Source organism: Microbulbifer maximicatervae (SeqCode) (assembly GCF_052467225.1).
In genome coordinates, this window is sequence record NZ_CP174303.1 from 591,242 (window position 1) to 613,025 (window position 21,784).

The following is a 21,784-nucleotide window of genomic DNA, read 5'->3' on the forward strand; positions in this document are numbered from 1 at the left end:
AGGTAAATCACTATGGCAGGCGGAAAAGAAGTACGCACAAAAATTGCCAGCATCAAGAGCACGCAGAAAATTACTGCCGCAATGGAAATGGTTGCAGCCAGTAAGATGCGCAGGGCTCAGGATCGCATGGCACTGGGGCGTCCCTACGCCCAGCGCATACGCGCAGTGATCGGCCACGTCGCCAACGCTTCGGCCGAGTACCAGCATATTTACCTGCAAGAGCGCGAGGCCAAGCGGGTCGGTTTTATCCTGGTATCCACTGACCGCGGACTCTGTGGTGGCTTGAACGTCAATATGTTCAAAGCCGCTATTCGCGAGATGCAGGCGTGGTCCGAAAAGGGTGTCGACGTCGAAGTCTGCGCGGTAGGTAACAAGGCGGCCAGTTTCTTTAATGCCATCGGCAGCAAGGTTGTCGCAGCGGTACGCGATCTGGGCGATGCGCCCCAGGCCAACCAGCTGATTGGCTCAGTTAAGGTAATGCTGGACCGTTACGCAGAAGGCGATATCGATCGCCTGTTCCTGGTATCCAATGAGTTTATCAACACCATGTCCCAGAAGCCGCAGGTTGAACAATTGCTGCCGCTGCCGAAGGACGAAGATGAAAAACTCATGCACGAGTGGGACTACCTCTACGAGCCGGATCCGGTTGAATTGCTGGATGGATTGCTGGCTCGCTACATCGAGTCCCAGGTATACCAGGCAGTAGTTGAAAACAAAGCCTGTGAACAGGCAGCGCGTATGATCGCGATGAAGAGCGCCACCGATAACGCCGGTGAGCTGATCGATCAGTTGCAGCTTGTCTACAACAAGGCGCGCCAGGCGGCCATTACCCAGGAACTGTCCGAAATTGTCGGCGGTGCGGCGGCGGTTTAATCCGCTGCCAGTAATGGTCAGCCTAGAAAGAATTTAAAGCTGAGGATCCGGAAATGAGTAACGGGCAAATTGTGCAAGTGATCGGAGCGGTCATCGACGTGGAATTCCCACGCGATTCTGTTCCGAATGTATACGACGCACTGGTGGTTGAGGACAAGAACCTCACCATGGAAGTGCAGCAGCAGTTGGGTGACGGCGTGGTACGCGCTATTGCCATGGGTTCATCCGAAGGTGTCAGCCGCGGTCTGTCCGTGCGCAATACCGGCGCTCCGGTTTCTGTACCGGTTGGCCTGGAAACCCTCGGTCGCATCATGGACGTGCTCGGCAACCCGATTGACGAGTGTGGCCCTATCGGTGAGAAAGAGCGCTCCTCTATCCACCGCGCTGCACCGACCTACGAAGAGCAGTCCAGCTCTACCGAGCTGCTGGAAACCGGCATCAAGGTAATCGACCTGGTTTGCCCGTTCGCCAAGGGTGGTAAGGTTGGTCTGTTCGGTGGTGCCGGTGTAGGTAAAACCGTAAACATGATGGAACTGATCAACAACATCGCTACCGAGCACTCCGGTCTGTCCGTGTTCGCAGGTGTTGGTGAGCGTACCCGTGAAGGTAACGACTTCTACTACGAGATGGCTGAATCCGGCGTTGTTGACCTGGAAAACAAAGCCAACTCCAAAGTGGCGATGGTTTACGGCCAGATGAACGAGCCGCCCGGCAACCGTCTGCGTGTAGCCCTGACCGGTCTGACCATGGCGGAGAAATTCCGTGATGAAGGTAAAGACGTACTGCTGTTCGTCGACAACATCTACCGCTACACCCTGGCCGGTACCGAAGTATCCGCACTGCTGGGCCGTATGCCTTCTGCGGTAGGTTACCAGCCGACCCTGGCGGAAGAGATGGGCGTTCTGCAGGAGCGTATTACCTCCACCAAGACTGGCTCTATCACCTCTATCCAGGCGGTATACGTACCGGCGGATGACTTGACTGACCCATCTCCGGCGACCACCTTCGCGCACTTGGACTCCACTGTAGTACTGAGCCGTGATATCGCCGCTAAAGGTATCTACCCGGCTGTTGACCCGCTGGACTCCACCTCTCGTCAGCTGGACCCACAGGTAATTGGTCAGGAGCACTACGAAGTGGCTCGCGGCGTACAGTCTGTACTGCAGCGCTACAAAGAGCTGAAGGACATCATCGCGATCCTGGGTATGGACGAGCTGTCTGAAGAAGACAAGCAGACCGTAGCCCGCGCCCGTAAGATCGAACGCTTCCTGTCCCAGCCGTTCCACGTTGCGGAAATCTTCACCGGTGCACCAGGTAAATACGTTTCCCTGAAAGAAACCATCCGTGGCTTCCAGGGCATCCTGAACGGTGAATATGACCACATGCCGGAACAGGCCTTCTACATGGTGGGAACCATCGACGAAGCTGTGGAAAAAGCCAACAAAGCCAAGGGCTAATCGAGAGAGGCATATACTATGGCCATGACAGTACATTGTGACATTGTCAGCGCCGAGCAGTCTCTCTTCTCCGGACTGGTAGAGATGGTGATTGTGAGTGGTATCGAGGGTGAGCTGGGTCTCTCCTACGGTCACGCTCAGTTGCTCACCGCTCTGAAAGCCGGTCCGGTGCGCATCATCAAGCCCGGTGGTGAAGAGGAAGTACTGTTCGTCAGCGGTGGCTACGCCGAGGTACAACCTAATATGGTGACTATCCTCGCCGATGTAGCCGAACGTGAGATCGATGAAGACGCCGCGCAGAAGGCCCGCGAAGAAGCGGAACACGCCCTGCACAAGGCACCGTCCGAAGTCGACTACGCGCGCATCTCAGCCCAGCTGGCCGAAGCCGAAGCGCGTCTGCGTACCCTGCAGGCAATCCGCAAGGCGGCCGGTAAGTAAACAGTTCTTACCTTCTCGTAAGGCCTGTTTCCAGGCGACATAAAAGCAGCTTCGGCTGCTTTTTTTTCTGGAAAACTCCAAAAGACTTTTACTCCCCCTACCCTGCCCGCACCTTCTAACGACTATAGTTACACGTGATGCTTGTATGTTTATGGATTGAAGAAGCTATCAACTATGAAATGGATGTTAGTTGTCGCGTATTTACTATTCCTGTTTGCCCCCTTGACTGCTAACTCTAACGCAGTGACTGCAGCCTCTATTAAAACTAGTAACAAACCTACTACAGCTGAAAATCTACAGTCCCCCAAAGCGTTGCTACTTCATGGAAATATCACTTCGCCTATATATGTAAACCCGGGAAACATTGTGCCTGAACACTTAGTGGAATTTGGATTCTTTCATTCCGGGTGGACTATAGATGAAATTGCTGAGGTGTCACAGTTTACTACTTTTGTAGACGTCTATTTCAATGAAATCGGTATTATGAAGGCTGCAAGGGCTCATGGATTAAAGGTTTGGGTACAACTAGCCCCAATATTTTTTGATGGATATCCGACCTTCAGAAAACGAGCGGATTATTTGGAGCGGTGGGAAGTAGCAAAGAAACGACTTGAGCCATTTAGTGACATAATTATGGCCTTCGATTCGTTAGATGAACCATTCCATCGCTCAAAATTAAGTAATCAAACGTTAAAGCTATATCTTGAAGAAATTGCTCAATTAGTTAAAGAAAGCTTTCCTAACGCAAAAAGAGCAATTACATTTATGAATGAAACTGTGAGGAAATCGAAGTTTAAGAATTTAATCCCTAAGAAATATAATTTACTTGGTGTAAATTACTATGTAGGAGAAAACTTCCAGCAACAATTGGTAGAAAAGCTAATGATAAAGACATCGCATTTAGATGTTGAATATTACTTAATACCGAGAGCATTTAAAACATCGAATAGAGGTTTCGGTAGTATTTCAGAACCACAAATAATTAGCCAGGCACGCCAAGCTTATAATTTTGCGATAGCAAACCCCAAGATTATCGCCATTTACCCGTTTGTTTGGGAAAGCATTTATGGCAAAGATGACTACTACCTCGGGGTGGACAATCTAGAGCGAGTACAAGAAGAGTATCGAAAAATAGGTCACGCCATATCAAACTCCAAATAAACTATTTTTTATTACCCATTATATAAGTGCTGTATATAGCTCTATCGTCGCCAAGAACCTGAAGTGCAAATAGTTTTTCTTCAATTGTATTTACAGACTTCATTCTAAACTTCATTAAATCAGTTGACTTTAAGTCAATGACAATAAAATCTGCTTCTTTTCCTTTTTCAAAGTTTCCAACTTTGTCATCGATATCCAATGCTTTTGCAGATCCTAAGGTTGCAAGATAAAAAGATTTTAGCGGAGAGAGTGTCTTTATATTGTTGTTATTTCCAATCGATTTTTGTAGCTGAACTACCTTATAGGCCTCATCCATAGTCTCTAACATCGAGAAACTGGTGCCGGCTCCTACATCGGTTCCCAGGCCCACACTAACATTGATTTCCTCAGCTTTATTAAGCGGGAATAATCCGCTCCCTAGAAACAGATTAGACGTTGGGCAAAAAGCTATAGCGCTACCTACTGAAGCCATACTTTCCATCTCTTGGTCATCCAGATAAATACCATGAGCAAACACTGAGTGGTCCCGATTTAATCCATATATGTTATAAACATCAAGATAACTGTTTGCTTCTGGGAACAATGATTTTACCCAATTAATTTCATCCTTATTTTCGGAAACATGGGTATGCATATACACATCGGGATATTCATCTAGTAACTTAGCTGCCTGCTTAAGCTGCTTAGGAGTACTTGTCGGGGCAAATCTTGGAGTAATGGCATAGCTCAATCGATCCCTATTATGCCAACGTTCGATTAGCTTCTTGCTATCGGAATAGGCACTTTCGGGTGTATCTTGCAGATATTCTGGCGCATTGCGGTCCATCAGTACCTTACCTGCAATTAGTCGCATGTTCTCCCGTTGAGCGACTTCAAAGAGAGCATCTACAGACTCCGGGTGAACGGTACCAAATACAAGTGCTGATGTTGTGCCATTCTTTAGTAACTGACTAATAAAGAACTCTGCAACCTCTTTTGCATGTTCTTGATCGGAAAATTTACTTTCAGTTGGAAAGGTGTATTCTTTAAGCCACTCCAATAATTGCTCGCCATGAGCCGCAATCATTCCCGTCTGTGGATAGTGAATATGAGAATCGATAAAGCCGGGAAGTATCAACTTGCCGCGATAATCTATAATCTCTGCGCCTCTTTGTTTTTCCGAAATTTCTTCTTCAGAAATTATCCCGGCAATTATTCCATCTTTGACAATTAATCCGCCGTCCTCAACATACTCATAAGCTTCATTAGTCTTCGCCGGGTCGGAAGTAAAATGAAGTATGTCACCTTGATATATAGTTGTCTCTGCATAAACAAAGTTGCTAGAGGCTGAGATTAATAGAAATAATATAGCTATATTGGACTTTATATTGCTGCTTAAGGATAAAGATTCGACCACTAGTTCACTCCGTTAAAACAATAAGCAAACCTATATATTTAGCATTTGAAAGATAATGCGACAAATATATTTTGGTTGTCTCTAGATGAGCTGGAATACAAAACAACAAATTAACTTACATATTGAGTAATAACCTGCTTGAAAATACAAAAATTTGATTTGTATATTTTGTATTTGGAAAAAACTTAAGTAATTACATCTAAACTTGTACTTAAATCCAGATTGAAGGCTCTCAATCCATGTTTAAACACCCAGATCACGTAACAGTAGTTGTTACGAAATTAGAGGAAAGTGTCAGTTTTTTTGAATTGCTGGGTTTTGAGCTTCTACTCAAAAATTATCTAACTGGCGAGAAAGCGTCACGGTATCTCCAGGTGGATAATGTAGAAGCAGATCACTTTACGATGGTACTAAAGCAGTCATCTCCGAAATTTGAGATACAGCTACTTCACTACCGAAATCCAGTGGTTAAAACTAATCCATCACTAATTGACTTGGCAAGGCCCGGTTATAACCATCTGTGTTTAAAGGTAGATAATTTGAATGAAGCTTTAGAGTATTTATCGAAGCAAGGAATTAGTACAAGAAGCGGAATATTGGAGTATCAAGATAAAAAATTAGCTTTTCTCTTGGGGCCTGAGAATATAACTGTTGAATTAGCCGAGTGAATTATCCAAGTAAATAGATAGTACTTTTACTTAATAACTTGACATGTAAATCTCTCGAAGAAATGATACTTGCCTAGCTAAAATTTATGTCTCCACATAATTTCGAGATATTGACATGGCAAATGAAATCATCTTTTATACGAATCCTCAGTCGAGAGGCTGTATTGTTCGATGGATGTTAGAGGAGATATCAGTACCCTATCAAACCAAAGTACTTGAATATGGCGAAGACATGAAATCGCAAGAGTATCTTGCTTTGAATCCCATGGGGAAAGTTCCAACACTAGTGCACGACAACAAAATAATAACTGAAGCAGCAGCAATATGTGTCTACTTGGCAGATGTATTTTCCGATTCAGGTTTGTCTCCGATAAATAACGAAGAGCGTGCCAATTATTACCGATGGATGTTTTATTCGGCTGGACCTCTGGAGTCCGCCATTGTGAATAAATATATCTTTGATGAAGATGTGGCTAAAGATAAACAGCAAATGTTGGGTTACGGTAATTATAAATTGGCACTAGATACGCTTTCTAGTGCAATTAAATCAAACCCGTATATTGTTGGAGAACGTTTTACAGCAGCAGATGTATATATTGGTGCACAGCTGGGGTGGGGGTTACAGTTTGGAACTATAGATAAGCGTGAAGAGTATCAGGAGTATGTAACTCGTTTATCTCAGCGTAAAGCATTTCAACGAGCTCATGAACTTGATGCAGCTTTGGAAAAAGACATGAATATAAGTCCCGCTTAAATTTAAGTATAGTTTGAACTAAAAGGTCAGAAATTATACTTCTGACCTTTCTAATTTATCCCAAATACTAGTTTTCAACTAAAAATTCCGCTTTTTATTTGCCGAACAGCTCTGTTGAATCGAAAACGATCATTTCTGTCTATAGAAGTATTTTCATCCATCATATGCTCATAATCACTTTCAACTACTTTGAGATAATCTAGTGCTTCATCTTTATCCCCCTTCATTGCAATAAGATATGAGCGAGACAAGCACATTCTTAATTTGTGAGCATCTGTTAGATGTTCTTTAGGATGATTATCGTGGAGCTTCAAGCATTCCTCTAGGCTAGCTTCGGTGAATGGGTCGTATTCAGCTACTTCCTTAGGAATTGGTTTTTTACACTTATAGATTGAACTTGAGAATACTTGCCCATACCAGTCGAAATAATCTTCAAGATATCCCATGGTTACTTTAATCCATGGTAAACGATCAAAGAAAAAATCTTGATTAATGAAAAATGATTCGCCCTCAATAAGCTTTGGCATAAACTCTGCTGAAACATGTTTATTTAGGTCCTGAGTTTTACATACATCAATAAAACAAATTTCAATTGGATTATCAGGCCAGGAAAACTCATTAAAATCACCGATATTTAGTTCAATCAATGATTGAAATGGAGAAATACTATTTTCTAGTATTGGAACAAAAGATTCACCAAACTTATAGGTTAGTGAGTCACACTCCCAAACACGATCCGAACCATTTGCAGGTTTAGGTAGAAAACCCAATTCATAACTACTAATAGGTTTACTATCCAATATATTTGAGTTTCTGTTGTTTGAAAAATCTGAGTTACTCATCAACCCATGTGCGAGAGAAACCACAGATGCTCCCATAAAGCTTCCGGCATCAACAATATACCCTTTTTGCTGAAAGTTTTTTGACGCCAATGAATAGAGTAATTTACGTTCCGCAATCGAAACCATCCCTGGTGTCTCAAATACGCTCTGGGGGACTTCAGTTTTAGAGAATGAAATTTCTGGGTGTACATAACAACCCCTTGCAATTTCCGCATCATCAATTTCGTACATTATTTTGCTCCGGAAATAATTGATTACTTAGCGTAAGCTACACAAAAAACAACATTTGTCTTCATTTCATCCAGTGTAATATCAGGAATTTCTTCTCTTACCCTGGTCTCTATTTCCGGAGTTAAACGCTCTAAAACATTACTATGGGAAGGCTGTAGTTCCCAGGTTTCGATATTAAAATACTTACGTGTTAATGCGCGTAATTCATCGATTCGAATGCGATTTAGATGTGTGTGTAAATAGTGGTCATGTGGCAAATGGCGGACAATATTAATATGGTTCCAATCACAAAACTTAAGATGATCTGGATTCCCTTCATCCAAAACTGATGGATTATGAGGAGGCATATGGTGCCCACTCCAGCCATAAAAGTTGTGATGCAGAAATATAATTTTCCCTCCTTTGGTTAACAGCCCCGCAATATCCTCGAATACACCCTCAATTTCCAATAGGTGCTCAGTGACATTGTGAAGGCAAACCGTATCAAAGGTCTTTATACCGACGAGATCGCGGGTAGAGCACTGGCGTAGATCAATATCCGGGATCAAATCCATGATGTCCTGGCCGGACATTGGAGCGTTAACCCACTTTCTTATCCTTTTATTGCGAACCCTCCTGGAGTCTAAAGACATTGCTGGGTCTACACCGGTATAACTGTTTGCTCCAGCACAGAGGTAGCCCATGGCATAGCCGCCAAAACCACAACCGACATCTAAAACATTGCACCCTTGTACATATTTATGTAATTTTCTTGGCCATGAGCAGTAGCCGAGTTCAACGGCACTAGTGATGAGATCCGAATCAAAATTCTTCAGTGCGTGGCGTATATTAGTGCAGTTGTGGAAAAATGCGATTTTAGCCTGTAATTCATGATTGTCCCAATCTTCTAAAGGTTCTATTTTCTTCAGTTGTTTTGCTGCCTTTGAGCGGGAAAGTTTTGAAAATGCAGGGTGAGAACGGGAAGTGTCTAAAATTTCAATCGCTTCCCTGGCGTTATTTTCGATTCGTATCAGTTTGACTTGGTCAAAGACTTTCAGAGCTCGTTTATGTTCTGGGTTGCACTTGATTGCTATTTTTATATCTTTTTCAGCTTGATCTATGTCTCCTTTAGCTATATTTAGCATAGCGGAGATTATTCTCATGCCTACATGGTGTGGATGTCTTGAGATGAAGGTCAGCGCATACTTATCACAATTTAGAATCGAACCATTTTTTGATTCGGCATAGCACAGAAAATAAGTAGCCGGATGAAAAGGGTTGAGATCGGCAATTGGACGCAATAACTCTCTCGCCAGGTCTATTTCTCCAGCTAATGCAGCTTGCTTCCCTTGTTCAAAGTTATCCAGCTGATTGATTTCTAAAGTAGACATTTAATTTTCCAAGTAATGGTAACCAGGTTTTTTGGCGTGGATATTGACTTGCATGCTGCAAATAGGTGCAGTTGCGCTCGATTTAAATCAAATATAATAAGATTGCTTATTATTGAGTACATGCTCGCAGCTAGCACTGATTTTCTTAAGCTATGAAAATATTCATAAATGTGAAAGTTGGAGCTGTCAAATAATAAATTTATTTTCTCTGAGAAAACTATTCAAGGTGCAATCTATAAAAGTTGGCGCGGATGCTAACTCGTATAATCGGTAAAGCTGGAAAGCCTGTGTTATAAATTGGATTTTGTAAGATTCACGTTATCCAATTAAGCAGCAGACGATAACACCTCAATCCTGAATAAATTGATCTGCCAACGGCCTGGTTGGCAAAACTTGTGGAGGTGGCTCTTTGAAACTGATAATAGTCGGTGGCGATGGCTTTTGTGGATGGCCAACCTCATTACATCTGAGTAATTTAGGTCATGAAATTATTATTATTGACAATTTTTCTAGAAGAAAAATTGATAGTGAGCTCAATGTAGAATCATTGACACCGATTCGAGAACTGAAAGAGCGTATTGATACCTGGTTTGAATTAACGGGAAAGGCTATTCGCTTTGTCGAGTTGGATGTTTCCCAGAAATTTAACGATCTTGTAAATCTCCTAGAGGAGGAAAAGCCAGATAGTATAGTTCATTTTGGTGAGCAGCGCGCTGCGCCCTATTCGATGAAAAGCAGCGCTACTAAAAATTATACGATCGCTAATAATATTTGTGGTACTCATAATATTCTCAATGCGATTGTAGAGACGCAGCTTGATATTCACTTGGTTCACCTCGGTACAATGGGAGTGTATGGTTACGGCCATGAGGAGCCCATACCAATACCTGAAGGTTACTTGGATGTAAAAATAGAGACAGTTGATAGTCGTCAAATTTCAGACTCCATCGTTTACCCGCCTAATCCCGGCTCCATTTACCATATGACCAAGACGATGGATTCGCAGATGTTCCAGTATTATGCGAAAAATGACAGGCTTCGTATTACCGATCTTCACCAGGGGATTGTTTGGGGAACGCAGACTGAACTCTCTAGTCTGGATGAGCGTCTGATAAATCGTTTTGATTATGACGGGGACTACGGCACAGTCCTAAATAGATTTCTAATGCAAGCGACTGTCGGTTTCCCACTGACTGTTCATGGCACAGGTGGTCAAACTCGTGCATTTATCCATATCTCTGATACTTGCAAATGTATTGAGCGGGCACTTTTACATCCACCGGAACTCGGTGAACGGCCACTGATTCTCAATCAGATGGCGGAAACGCAAACACTTTCCGATCTTGCACAATTAGTTCAATCACTGACAGACTGTGAAATAAGTTATCTGCCAAACCCGAGAAAGGAGGCAGAGAGAAATGATCTCAATGTAAAAAATGATTTACTTCGTTCATTTGGATGGCAGCCGATTCTTATTAAAGATAGCCTTCTGCAAGAAATTACAGATATAACAATGCAATATCAAGATCGGGCTGATCATACAAAAATACCTTGCGTTTCCTATTGGACACAAGGTAATAAACTAGCCGATATTTCCTATCGGGAAAAAACTAGTGAAGTTACAGAAACCATTTCTTAGTGGGTAGCTTTAGCTATGTCTACGCGAATCCTTATTACTGGTGGATGTGGATTTATAGGTTCAAATTTAGTCAAATATCTCAATGCTTTGAGTTTATATGACGAAATTTTAGTTTTAGATAATGAGGTCACTGGCACTACTGCAGCATTAGCCGGAATACCTCATCAATTTATCAGAGGAGATGTTAGAAATCAGCGGGATGTAGATGAGGCAGTAAAGCATGCTGATGCTGTTATACACTTAGCTGCAGATACACGTGTTATTAATTCAATAAATAATCCAGTCTATAACTTTGAAGTAAATGTACAAGGGACAGTCAATCTTCTGGAAGCGATGCGAAGGTATGAGGTTAAACATCTCATTAATGCTTCTACAGGTGGGGCGATCATTGGAGAAGCTGATCCACCAGTACACGAATTAATGCCAGTGAATCCCGCATCGGCTTATGGTGCGTCTAAGGCTGCAGCAGAGGCCTACTGTTCTGCATATTCTCAAAGTTATGGATTATCAATAACTTCTTTACGATTCTCTAATGTTTATGGTCCGCTTTCCTTTCACAAAGGAAGTGTGATAGCAGCCTTTATTAAAAATATTCTGAAAGGACAGGTCTGTGATGTCTACGGAGATGGCTATCAGACTAGAGACTTTATTTTTGTAGGCGATCTCTGCCAGGGAATAATTAGGGCTCTGGAAAAGAGAGAAAATGGGGTATTTCAGCTGGGTAGCGGCCAGCCGACGTCAATTAACGAAGTAATTAGTTTACTAAGGGATGTCTCGGGCTGCCATGAAGATCTTGAAATAGCTAACCACCCTTTCAGGGCAGGTGAAGTGCGCCATAACTATACGGATATTACTAAAGCAAAACAGTACTTGGGCTTTAGGCCGGAGGTATCATTAAGGGACGGTATTCAAATTACATGGGATTACTTTGTCAATAAGGAGGATGTTCTGAAGCCTAGCCTCTCGCAGAGGGCCCTACAGAATGCAGATTGACAAATTTTCAGTAGAATCATTCCCTGATTTAAATGCTTATGCAGGTTTTGAGTCGGACCAGAAGCTCAGAGTTTGTATAGCCACAGAAGAAATCCTAGGTCCGGTGAGAAATGGAGGGATTGCTTCAACCTACTATCACCTAGCGAAAGGACTGGCAGCACATGGGCATGAAGTACATGTGCTCTACTTAAAAGGTGAAACAGTTGAGAATGAAACACCTGAGTATTGGGTTGAGGAATATTCCAATTTTGGTGTTTCACTGCACTATTTGGTGCACACGGATGAAACAATAATTGGCCCCTCACAGGGTTGGCAGCGACGATATAGTGCGGCATACCGCTGGTTAATTGAACAGAGACGTTTTGATGTTATCCACACTTCCGAATGGCGAGGTGGATTAATTTATGCGTTGATGGTTAAGAAGTTGGGATTGGCGTTTAAAGATACATTATTTATTGTAAAGACATCGTCCCCGCACCTCTGGAATCGCCATTATCAAATGCAGCCATTGGTAAAAAGGGAGCTGTTACCAGCGAGTTTTGCTGAGCAGAAATGTGTTGAATTTGCCGATATGGTAATTGGTGGTAGCGCACATCTACTTTGCTTTATGCGCTATGTCGGCTATAAGCTGCCAACATCAACTTATGTTCAGCCAAATATTCTCGATTTTTCTGAAGTTCCCGTTGATGATAAACGCATTAATCGACAGCCTGGTGATGTAGTTCGCACTAACGAATTGACCTTCTTTGGTCGTTTGGAAATGCGGAAGGGATTGGAGCTCTTTTGTACCGCTCTGGATTTACTTGAGCGGACGGGGACTTGTCCTACCAGAGTTAATTTCCTAGGTAAATATGGTGAAGCCTTACCTAATCAAAACAATGAGAAGGTTGCGGACTATATTGAGCGAAAAGCATCTACTTGGAGTTTTGAAGTCAATTGCATCACAGATTATAACCAGCCGGAAGCTCTCTCGTTTTTATGTTCCAGGGATATGATAGCGGTAATGCCCTCCCTGATTGAAAACTCCACCATGGCAGTATATGAAACACTAGAGAATAATATTCCTTTTATTGCAACGCGAGTAGGGGGAACTCCAGAGCTTATCGCAAAAGAAGACCATGAAAGTTGTCTTATCGCACCCTACGCATTTGAGCTTGCGAAAAGGCTAGCAGAGGTACTGAAGAATGGGCATAAGATTGCGCATTCCAGTTTTGATAACAATTATAACCTTCAAGTTTGGTATGGTTTTCATGCCTACTTAGCAGATCTTTTTAAGCAGTATAGTGGCGCTGAAGCGATCACCAAGATTACAGGCTCTCCCACCTTAACAGCTTCTAATGAGATGGAGCTACCGACCCTAGAAGTGGTTGTTCTATTGCGGGATACTGAGAGTGTTATGGAGTTTTCTGAGGCACTTTTAGTTGATAGACCCGACTCCATCAAATTTTTATTAATTGATCCCTATCTTGAAAATATTGCTGAGAGAGCTTCTAACTTTCTATTGGAAGCCGGTCTCAATTGTAGTTTGGTGGATTTCATTGGATTTCCAGCAGGGATTGCACTGGCAAAAAGTCTTTCTGAAAGTACTCTAGATGCTTGCATTCTCTGTGATGGTACATCCTCTCGATTAGGTGGAAAATTTTGTGGTGAGTTACGCAAAACTCTTCAAATAAATCATGAATTCATAATCACTAGCTTTTTATCTCTACCTGAAAACAAGGTGGTAATGCCGATAGGTGGAGATATCGTCTCTGAGATCAGCTTTGGAAATGCAATAGGCACAAATATTATTTGTATCCCAAAACTGGTATCAAGCAAGGTGGGGTCAATACTCCCTTATGATATTCGCTACGGTTTGGTACAAGAATATATTTTAAGGGCGAACAAAGAATTTGGGTTTGAATTGATGGTTATTCCTGAGTGCCATCTTCGTAGTGATTACTATTTAGAGGAATTGGAAGAATCTCGAAATAACGCTAACTCTGTCTACCTTCGCTCAATGTCGTTGATTGAAAATGATAATATTGCCTATCGTAAACTAGCCCTTCTTCCTTCAGCTCAGCCTATTGGAGCTAAATTAAGACCAGCACTTTATCGGGATAAGAATCGTTTGGATGAGGAACCTGTGTGGCTTTTACATGCCGACCGGCCTCGTAAAATGAAAAATCGTAATCCGAGGGTAGTTGTTGGTTTGGACGAGAGAAATTCCCATTTGCTCTGTGTAGCCAAAGGTCCGGGAAATAGGCAATTAATTGTTAATGGCGAGCCCCAATCAATTTCTTTGGAGCTACAAGATAATGAACTTACTTTACATAGATTCCCAATTCCAGATAAATGGGAAGAAGGTGAAAAATTTAATATTAAGTTTCTGTTAGAAGATCAAGAAATGACTTACACCCGTTTTATACGGGTTATAAAACTATCTAAAAATGTATTTGCAGCTATCTCTGGAAGTCCAATACTTAATGAGGTAGCTGTTGAGGAGATATTTAACCAAAAATATACCTGGAGTTTCTTCTCTAAAACAGAAAATAACACACCTGAAAACATTCAAGGGATAGATACCGAAGATACCACTTTATATGGGCAAGATCACGCAGAGGTAGGAGAGTTTGTAGACAAGGATTATACAGTAGAAGGTAAGGATGAGCCTGAACATGATATTGCAAAAATTATCCATGAGCAGGGAAAAATCAATGAAACTGAATTTAAACCCAAGTTTAGTTTTCAGGCTGTGATTCAAAAATCAGGTACTACCTTGCAACGTATATTTAAGGGATATACTGGCTCACCTATTAAGGGGTCAATTCCACCACGAGAGCTTTTTGCACTCGATCCACGGGTTCTTGAGGGATGGGCATGGGATAGAAGCAATATAGCTAAAAATTTAGTGATTGTCTTAGAGGTAAACGGAAACATTGTAGCTGAAGCCACGGCGAATCGTTATGTGGAACGTTTCGGTACTCGAAACCCGAAACTAGCTTGGTATGGATTCCGGTTCTCATTAACACCTGAAATAAAGCAGGAAAACTCAGAGATTACCGTACGTGTTAAGGAAAATGGACTTGTCTTACGAAATGGTCGATTGCGTTATCTTAAACAAATGCTAGTTGCGATCTAAGGTGGCTTGAATAATGAAAGAGCTTCACGAGGATTTACGCCTTGAAGCTGTTCAGAAACCTAAACGTATATGCATCCTAACGGAGGATATGTTTGGTCCAATAAAAAATGGTGGCATTGGAACGGCTTACTTTCATTTGGCTGTTTTTCTACAGAGATCTGGTCACAAAGTCACCATCTGTTTCGTTAATGGTCTAGCAAAAAATCCTGTGAAAATGAAAATCACAAAAAATTTTTTTGCAAAACTTAATGTTGAATTTCATGGTGTTGCACCGCAGGCACTAGCTAAAACGACAATGGCTCGCACTATGGCAATGCCCTATGCAGCCTATGAGTGGCTCAAGAGAAATGATCGCTTTGATATTGTCCATGTTTCAGAATGGCGTGGAATGGGTTATATAGCATTACTTGCCAAGAGTCTTGGTATTGCATTCCAAGATATACATTTTGCTGTTAAAGGTTCTTCCCCAACACTCTGGTCTGCCGAAGGTAATCAACAATTCCTTAAAGAGGAACGGCAATTGGGGTGGGTATTTATGGAGCGTAGAAGTGCTGAGATGGCAGATACTCTGATCTGTGGGAGTCAGCATTTAGTCTGCTGGATGAAAAATAATAAATACCGCCTGCCTGAGCGCAGTTACTATTGGCCAAATGTATTTTTGGACGATCTATTACCTGATAATGAAGCCATAAAAAATAGTAACTTAGAGACAAAAGAATGGGTGTTTTTCGGGCGTCTTGAACCTCGTAAGGGGATTATTCTTTTTGTGAATGCATTAAACACTCTTGCTAAAAGAGGGGTTAGATTACCATCGATTACTTTTTTGGGAGGACACTCTTATCGATTTGATGCGCGAAAATTCATAGAGGAAAACCAGAAGCATTGGAGTACAGAAGTCTCATTTATAAGTGATTGTAATGCTATACAGGCTGTAGAGTATTTGAGTGGAGAAGGACGTTTGGCTGTGATCCCAGCTTTGTTAGAGAATTCCCCGATTTCTGTCTACGAATGCCTTGCAACTAAAGTACCATTTATTGCTGCTGATACTGGTGGTACTCGAGAGTTACTTGATGACGAAAATGGAAAAAAAATCCTCTTCAAGCCAAATCATATTGCTTTAGCGAGAAAGTTAGAATTACATGCAAAGAAACTGCCTGCGCCGGGTATAAAACACCAGAGGCTTAAGAAGTCGTTAGATGTATGGAATAAATGGCATGGCCAAGAGCATTCAATTATTAAAAACGCCCGATCTTCCAATAGACATGATCCCTTAGTTTCTATATGCGTAACTCATTTTGAGCGTCCAGACTTTCTCTACCAAGCGTTAAAAAGCATTGAAGATCAGACTTATAAGAACATAGAAGTTATTGTGGTTGATGATGGTAGCCATTCACAAGAAGCGCTACACGCGCTGGAAATTTTAGAAAGTCACTATCAGAAGAATGGCTGGCAGTTTGTATACCAGGAAAACCGATATGTAGGGGCTGCTAGAAATACTGCAGCACAAAATGCAAGCGGAGATTATCTACTTTTTTTTGACGATGACAATGTCATGATGCCGGAAATGGTAGATAAGTTGGTTAGCGCGGCAACTTTTGCAGATATTGATTGCCTGACTTGTAGCTCTATCCGATTCAGCGGCAAGGGGGCACCTAATACTCCAGAAGGTAAGCTCGGAACTCAAATTCGTTTTATGGGGCCAGCTAGAGCTTGGGCAACGAAAGTAAATATAGTCGGTGATGCGACGTGCCTGATAAAAGCTACTAAGTTTAGAGATCACGGAGGTTATACAGAGAGGTATAGAACAGGTAAGGATGATATTGAATTCTATAGCAAGCTAATTTTAGCAAAGGAAAATGTATCCTATTATCCTGATCCTTTATATTACTATCGCACCGGTGACAACTCTATGAAATTCAGAAATCACCTTCAAGAAGAAGGAGATTTCAGGCAAATAAGTCCTTACCTTGAAGGGCTCGACTCGGAAGAGAAAAGCCTCCTACTACTAAGAAAACAGCAAAAAGATGCCAAAAAAAATAGAGGGGGAAAATATAAGCCAGGGTTTTTAAAGCGAACGATTCGAAAGCTGCGTAAATTCGCTAGGGTGAAAGTTTGAAAGTAGTTAAGTACATTGAAAGTGCTAGTGAAACACGCTTCCCCCTTATTTGTATCTTCCGTGATGAATTGGATATTCTCCCGGCTTTTCTCGACCACTACCGGTCTTTAGGTGTGACATGTTTCCACCTAGTGGATACGGGAAGTAGCGATAACTCGGTAAGCTATCTACTGAAGCAGAATGATGTCCAGCTATACGAAGTTGATTGTGGCTACCCCCAGGCTAACGCAGGTGTAGATTGGGTTAACAGAGTTGCCCGGGACTACTGTCAGGGAAAATGGACTCTTGTGGTAGATGCTGATGAATTTCTCTGGTTACCTGAAATTTTAGGTAAAGCTTCACTGAAGGTTACGACTCAACTTATGCAGAGTGAATTAGCTTTTGCTCTATATACTCCACTAATAGATTTCTTTAGTGACAACCTTCAAGGGAATACATATGACATAAGAAATCTTTCTGAGTTAATGGAATCTACGCCTAACTATGTATCTTATAAAAACTTTAAGAAAAAAAGTATATTAGCTTTTCCTTTTTTTGAAATTCGCTCCAAAGCCAGAGCGCAAATATCTGGTATTTCTGATTACTTTGTTAAATCCTATAAAATTCCGCTGGTTTATTGGCGGACGGGTTTTCAATATTTACGTTCAACCCACTCATGTACGCCGGTTCCTCTCAGTAAAAATTGCGCTCATCTTCTCCATTTCAAATTCCGGTCCGGCTTTCAGCAAAGGCTTAGTCGGGAATTGCAGAACCCTGACCGGATGAATGCTGATGTATATCGCATTTCCAAGGCCATCATTAAAAATCAGATAACTATCCCTCAATACACATCGGATCTGCGCAAGATAGATGGATTCGGGGAAAGCGATTGGCTAACAAAGATGGATTTTGATACTGATTGGCAGAATGAAAATAAGTCCAAAAGCCACTATTTCGAACTGCTCACACAGCAAAAGATAGCCTCGGAGAGCTTTCTCGCCGATAACTTAAACCGTATAACCAAGTCTTTTAGTTGGCGACTGAGCCGGCCTTTACGCAGATTTCTGTTTCATCGGGGCATATTGCGACACGATCATTATCCAGAAAGGCTCGACCAGGATCATCCATTAGTGGATCAGACGATTGCCATCTATGAGTCATTTTGGTGGCTGGTTACGGGAATCTTTAGACTGCCTGTCGCAATCTATCGCGCCATTCTCTGGCATAAGTTGGGAGGACGTCGCCGGACCAGGTAGGGCTTTATACAAAAAAGGCCGGGGAGGTTTGTCCCTGGCCTTTTGTTTGCATCTCAGTTTGTGCCTGAGGTTAGTGTACCCAGTGGTGGCGTTCCATCTTCTCCTGTACCGCTTCTGCCGTAGGAGCGGGCATAGCGCTGATAGGCAGGCGTTCGTGGAAGAATGCCAAGCGTTCGCCAGCACCGACTTCGTTCATGGTTTCTGCCTCAAACACACGGCCATTAATTACCGTGTAGGTAATGTTTTCTGACAGGCGCAGGTTATCCAAGGGGTTGCCGTCAACCACGATCAGGTCAGCCAGCTTACCAGCTTCAATACTGCCGATATCACCGTCCATACCCAAGTAGCGGGCACCATCGATGGTACCGGCGCGGAAGGCTTCCCAGGGCGTAAAGCCGCCCTGCTCCATCATCCACATCTCCCAGTGGGCTCCAAGTCCTTCGCGCTGGCCGTGGGCGCCGATATGTACGGTGACACCTTCGTCGCGCAGCTGCTTGGCCTGACGGGCCACATTAAAGTGGTTGTAGTGGGCATCCGGCGCAGTCGGGCGACGGATAGAGCGGGGGTTAACGATAAAGTCCGGAGTAAAGCGGGTCAGGCGCTCGTTCTTCCATACCTCAGTGCGGTCATACCAGTACTCCTCACCCCAGAGACCGCCGTAGGCCACGACAAAGGTCGGTGTATAACCCACTTGGGTTTGGCTCCACAGTTGCTCCACATCGCCGTAGACATTGGCGATCGGCAGTGAGTGCTCGATACCGGTGTGCCCGTCCACAATCATGTTCATATTGTGCTGGTACTTACCGCCGCCCTCGGGCACTACCATAATGCCGGCTTCGCGGGCTGCCTGCAGCACTTGCTGGCGCTGGTCGCGGCGGGGCTGGTTGTAGCTCTTCACCGAAATGGCGCCCATTTCCTTGAGGCGGTTCACGTGGAACTGAGCGTCCTCCAGGGAGTTGATCTTGGCTTTGTAGCCTGGACCTTTGGCGCCATAGAGGATGGTGCCGGTGGAGAAAATACGCGGCCCAGTAATCAGGCCGGCCTTTTGCATTTCAGCGGCGGAGAAGATCTCGCTGCTGTCATTGGAGGGGTCGTGAATAGTAGTCACTCCAAATGCCAGGCTGGAGAACAGGTTCCAGTTCTGCTGCGGGATAATCTCTTCGCGACCCTGAGCACCGTGGGCATGAGCGTCAATAAGCCCCGGTAAAACGGTTTTGCCGGTGATATCGATACGGTTCGCTTCGGTGGGAATCTCCACTTCCGCTGCGGGTCCCACGGCGACAATACGGTTGCCCCGGAACAGAACCACACCATTGTCGATAATTTCACGGGTGTTTTCCGCATCGCGCATAGTGACAACCTTGCCGCCTGTGAGGGCAACGAGACCTGCGCGATTGTCGAAGGACTGTTCAAAGCTCAGGTCGATGCCTTCAGAAACTGGCTCTGGCAGTTCCTCCGGAGCGCCGGCGACAAATTCGAAGGCGTCCTTCAGTTCACGCTCGAACAGTTTGGGGCCGTGTGCCCAGCCCAAAGTGTCGCTATCGGCAGACCAATGCAGGTTTTCACCGGCGCGCTTGGATACCTGGGTGACTTTGACTGCTTTGCTATCGGGGCCGATAACCTCGGATTTGCCAGTATGCATAAAGGGCGCGACAAAGGCTTTGAAGTCCTGGGTGAAGGCAACCCACTTGCCGTCTGGAGACAGGCGGAAGGAAGTAATCTCAGCGCCGTGCAGGTGCTCGCGCTCATCCTTGCCTTCCAGGTTGGTGCTCTTCAGCACGCGCTTGCCGCCGTCAGCGTTTTGGTACTCGGAAAAGTAGATACGATCTTCGCTGGCGCCGAAATGAGGCTCATAGCCAGACTTCACGACCCGGCGCTGCCAGTCGCCGTCGGCGTCTGCCAGGTAAATGCCCGGTTCCAGGGAGTACTCGGGGCTGAGCAGATAGCCGCCGGTAAAGCGACGGTAGGCCACTGCGTCACCACTTGGAGAAAAGCTTGGTTCAACGTACAGGCCCGGCTGCTTGGTGATGTTTTTACCGCGACCGTTGCGAGCGGAAACTACCCTCACATGGCCCAGGTTTTGGTCGTCCCAAGAGACATAGGTGATCTCGCGACCATCGCGGGACCAGCTGGGATAGAACTCAAAGTGGTCGTCCTGGCGGGTCAGACGACGACGCTCACCACTGGCGACATCCTGAATATAAATCTTGCCCAATGCCTGGAAAGCGACCTGCTTGCCGTTGGGGGATTTCTGCGCCCAGCGAATCATCTTCACATCGAAGGTTTCCGGCGCTACGTCTACCGGGAAGCGCACCGCATCCGCTACCTGTTTCTCAACTTTCACATGGGCCGCAATCGGTGCGACGCTGTCGCCGTTGATGGAGATGCGCAGGAATTTACCGCCAGTCCAAACGACCAATGACTCACCATCGGGCATCCAGTCGTATTGAACGTAGTTGCCATGGGGGCCAAAGATTTCCTGCAGGTCGCGTTCGAGGCCGGAGTAAACCGGTGTTTCCAGTCCTGTGTCCAAATCTTTCAGGAACAGGGAGGTCTGGTTGTCCTGGCGGCGAATGAAGGCCAGTTTACTGCCATCCGGGGATGGTACAGGTGCCACTGCGCCACCGGGACCGGAGACAAAGGTCTCCTCTTCACCATCCTGGAGGTCATAGCGGTTGATGGCAAAAATTTCCTGGGTGGAGTTTTTGTTGTACTTCCACACGGTGCCGGGGGTGGTGTCGATGGAGTAATAGACATAGCGCCCATCCGGTGAGAAGGCCGGATCGGCAATATTTTTCTGGGCGATATCGCCACCGATACGCTCTTTCAGTTGGCGACCTTCACCCCCACCGTAGTGGTACATCCAGATTTCACCGGCGGGAATACTGCGGCCAGACATAAAGCCTTTACGCGCCACCAAGTACTGGCCATCGGGGCTCCAGTTGGGCGAGTGCAGCAAGTTTTCCTTCTCTGTCGTGAGCTGGCGAAGATTGTCGCCATTGCGATCCATCAACCAGATGTTGTCGGCGCCGTCACGGTCGCTGATAAATACGATGGTCTTGCCATCCGGGCTGAAGCGCGGCTGCATATTCCAGGCGATTTCATTGGTCAGGGCTACCGCCTCGCCGCCTGCTACCGGTACTGTGTAGATATCGCCGAGCATATCGAACAGGATGGTTTTGCCATCTGGGCTGATATCCAGGTTGCTCCAGGTGGTCTCGCGGGTGTCCAACTGGATCGGTTTGAATTCGTAGGGTGGCTTGTTGATATCCCAGGATTGGGCTTCCGCCTTTTCTACTTCCTTTTCTTTGGTAGCTTCGAGAGCGCTTTCGGCTTCTGCCACAGCACCCATCGGCAGGGTCAGTGCCAGGACAGCCAGAGCCAACAAATGGTGGCGCGGCTTGTTCTGCTTGGTGGTGTTCATTGAAATATCCCTCCGCCCGATTCTGTGTTTGGCGGCTATATTTGTTTTGTTGGGTTGAGTAACCGG

At 44.6% G+C, this 21,784-nt stretch carries 15 protein-coding genes; 11 read left to right on the forward strand and 4 right to left on the reverse strand.

Annotated features, from left to right (window positions below; translation table 11 throughout):
• Positions 1-12 precede the first annotated feature (12 nt).
• The 4 genes from atpG to ACJJIZ_RS02545 all read left to right on the forward strand — a co-directional run bounded on the left by atpG (position 13) and on the right by ACJJIZ_RS02545 (position 3,929).
• The gene (gene atpG, locus ACJJIZ_RS02530; protein ID WP_282930573.1) at positions 13-873 is read left to right on the forward strand and encodes a F0F1 ATP synthase subunit gamma; all 861 of its coding nucleotides are present in this window, start codon (positions 13-15) and stop codon (positions 871-873) included.
• A 53-nt stretch (positions 874-926) separates the two neighbouring features.
• Complete coding sequence (gene atpD, locus ACJJIZ_RS02535; protein ID WP_282930574.1) at positions 927-2,330, forward strand: F0F1 ATP synthase subunit beta; 1,404 nt, start codon at positions 927-929, stop codon at positions 2,328-2,330.
• 18 nt (positions 2,331-2,348) lie between these two features.
• Positions 2,349-2,768: a F0F1 ATP synthase subunit epsilon gene (locus ACJJIZ_RS02540; RefSeq protein WP_108735087.1), complete on the forward strand. Its 420-nt coding sequence runs from the start codon at positions 2,349-2,351 to the stop codon at positions 2,766-2,768.
• A 174-nt stretch (positions 2,769-2,942) separates the two neighbouring features.
• A complete protein-coding gene (locus ACJJIZ_RS02545; RefSeq protein WP_444915125.1) occupies positions 2,943-3,929 on the forward strand; it encodes a hypothetical protein in 987 nt (328 codons plus the stop codon).
• Between the two features lies 1 nt (position 3,930).
• On the opposite strand, the gene guaD is transcribed toward ACJJIZ_RS02545, so the two are convergent.
• Positions 3,931-5,325, reverse strand: a complete 1,395-nt coding sequence (gene guaD, locus ACJJIZ_RS02550) for a guanine deaminase (protein WP_444915126.1) — start codon at positions 5,323-5,325, stop codon at positions 3,931-3,933.
• Positions 5,326-5,564: 239 nt separating this feature from the next.
• Between guaD and ACJJIZ_RS02555 the strand changes: the two genes are divergently transcribed.
• Both ACJJIZ_RS02555 and ACJJIZ_RS02560 read left to right on the forward strand, forming a co-directional pair.
• On the forward strand, positions 5,565-5,993 hold the full coding sequence (locus ACJJIZ_RS02555) for a VOC family protein (RefSeq protein ID WP_444895617.1): 429 nt from the start codon (positions 5,565-5,567) through the stop codon (positions 5,991-5,993).
• Positions 5,994-6,108: 115 nt separating this feature from the next.
• Positions 6,109-6,747, forward strand: a complete 639-nt coding sequence (locus ACJJIZ_RS02560; RefSeq protein ID WP_444895618.1) for a glutathione S-transferase family protein — start codon at positions 6,109-6,111, stop codon at positions 6,745-6,747.
• A 74-nt stretch (positions 6,748-6,821) separates the two neighbouring features.
• Here ACJJIZ_RS02560 and ACJJIZ_RS02565 read toward each other — a convergent pair whose 3' ends face one another.
• Together ACJJIZ_RS02565 and ACJJIZ_RS02570 are read right to left on the reverse strand one after the other, a co-directional pair.
• Entirely contained in the window at positions 6,822-7,820 is a 999-nt protein-coding gene (locus tag ACJJIZ_RS02565) for a hypothetical protein (RefSeq protein WP_413663867.1), read from the reverse strand.
• Positions 7,821-7,843: 23 nt separating this feature from the next.
• Positions 7,844-9,190, reverse strand: coding sequence for a methyltransferase (locus ACJJIZ_RS02570; RefSeq protein WP_413663866.1), 1,347 nt, complete (start codon positions 9,188-9,190; stop codon positions 7,844-7,846).
• Between the two features lie 409 nt (positions 9,191-9,599).
• Between ACJJIZ_RS02570 and ACJJIZ_RS02575 the strand changes: the two genes are divergently transcribed.
• Genes ACJJIZ_RS02575 through ACJJIZ_RS02595 form a run of 5 tightly spaced genes read left to right on the forward strand, consistent with a single transcriptional unit; the run spans position 9,600 to position 18,294 of the window.
• The gene (locus ACJJIZ_RS02575) at positions 9,600-10,829 is read left to right on the forward strand and encodes an NAD-dependent epimerase/dehydratase family protein (RefSeq protein ID WP_444915127.1); all 1,230 of its coding nucleotides are present in this window, start codon (positions 9,600-9,602) and stop codon (positions 10,827-10,829) included.
• 15 nt (positions 10,830-10,844) lie between these two features.
• Positions 10,845-11,822, forward strand: a complete 978-nt coding sequence (locus tag ACJJIZ_RS02580; RefSeq protein ID WP_444915128.1) for an NAD-dependent epimerase/dehydratase family protein — start codon at positions 10,845-10,847, stop codon at positions 11,820-11,822.
• On the forward strand, positions 11,812-14,943 hold the full coding sequence (locus ACJJIZ_RS02585) for a glycosyltransferase family 4 protein (RefSeq protein ID WP_444915129.1): 3,132 nt from the start codon (positions 11,812-11,814) through the stop codon (positions 14,941-14,943). Before ACJJIZ_RS02580 ends, ACJJIZ_RS02585 begins: the two co-directional genes overlap by 11 nt.
• Positions 14,944-14,956: 13 nt before the next feature.
• Positions 14,957-17,059, forward strand: a complete 2,103-nt coding sequence (locus tag ACJJIZ_RS02590) for a glycosyltransferase (RefSeq protein ID WP_444915130.1) — start codon at positions 14,957-14,959, stop codon at positions 17,057-17,059.
• Positions 17,056-18,294: a glycosyltransferase family 2 protein gene (locus ACJJIZ_RS02595; RefSeq protein ID WP_444906815.1), complete on the forward strand. Its 1,239-nt coding sequence runs from the start codon at positions 17,056-17,058 to the stop codon at positions 18,292-18,294. Before ACJJIZ_RS02590 ends, ACJJIZ_RS02595 begins: the two co-directional genes overlap by 4 nt.
• Before the next feature lie 70 nt (positions 18,295-18,364).
• On the opposite strand, the gene ACJJIZ_RS02600 is transcribed toward ACJJIZ_RS02595, so the two are convergent.
• Entirely contained in the window at positions 18,365-21,718 is a 3,354-nt protein-coding gene (locus ACJJIZ_RS02600) for an amidohydrolase family protein (protein WP_444915131.1), read from the reverse strand.
• Positions 21,719-21,784 lie beyond the last annotated feature (66 nt).

Coding starts and splice junctions, on each gene's coding strand:
- ACJJIZ_RS02600 (WP_444915131.1), bottom strand. CDS start 21,718: ATGAACACCACCAAGCAGAACAAGCCGCGCCACCATTTGTTGGCTCTG.
- ACJJIZ_RS02580 (WP_444915128.1), top strand. CDS start 10,845: ATGTCTACGCGAATCCTTATTACTGGTGGATGTGGATTTATAGGTTCA.
- ACJJIZ_RS02540 (WP_108735087.1), top strand. CDS start 2,349: ATGGCCATGACAGTACATTGTGACATTGTCAGCGCCGAGCAGTCTCTC.
- ACJJIZ_RS02585 (WP_444915129.1), top strand. CDS start 11,812: ATGCAGATTGACAAATTTTCAGTAGAATCATTCCCTGATTTAAATGCT.
- ACJJIZ_RS02545 (WP_444915125.1), top strand. CDS start 2,943: ATGAAATGGATGTTAGTTGTCGCGTATTTACTATTCCTGTTTGCCCCC.
- ACJJIZ_RS02565 (WP_413663867.1), bottom strand. CDS start 7,820: ATGTACGAAATTGATGATGCGGAAATTGCAAGGGGTTGTTATGTACAC.
- ACJJIZ_RS02570 (WP_413663866.1), bottom strand. CDS start 9,190: ATGTCTACTTTAGAAATCAATCAGCTGGATAACTTTGAACAAGGGAAG.
- ACJJIZ_RS02560 (WP_444895618.1), top strand. CDS start 6,109: ATGGCAAATGAAATCATCTTTTATACGAATCCTCAGTCGAGAGGCTGT.
- atpD (WP_282930574.1), top strand. CDS start 927: ATGAGTAACGGGCAAATTGTGCAAGTGATCGGAGCGGTCATCGACGTG.
- ACJJIZ_RS02590 (WP_444915130.1), top strand. CDS start 14,957: ATGAAAGAGCTTCACGAGGATTTACGCCTTGAAGCTGTTCAGAAACCT.
- ACJJIZ_RS02555 (WP_444895617.1), top strand. CDS start 5,565: ATGTTTAAACACCCAGATCACGTAACAGTAGTTGTTACGAAATTAGAG.
- atpG (WP_282930573.1), top strand. CDS start 13: ATGGCAGGCGGAAAAGAAGTACGCACAAAAATTGCCAGCATCAAGAGC.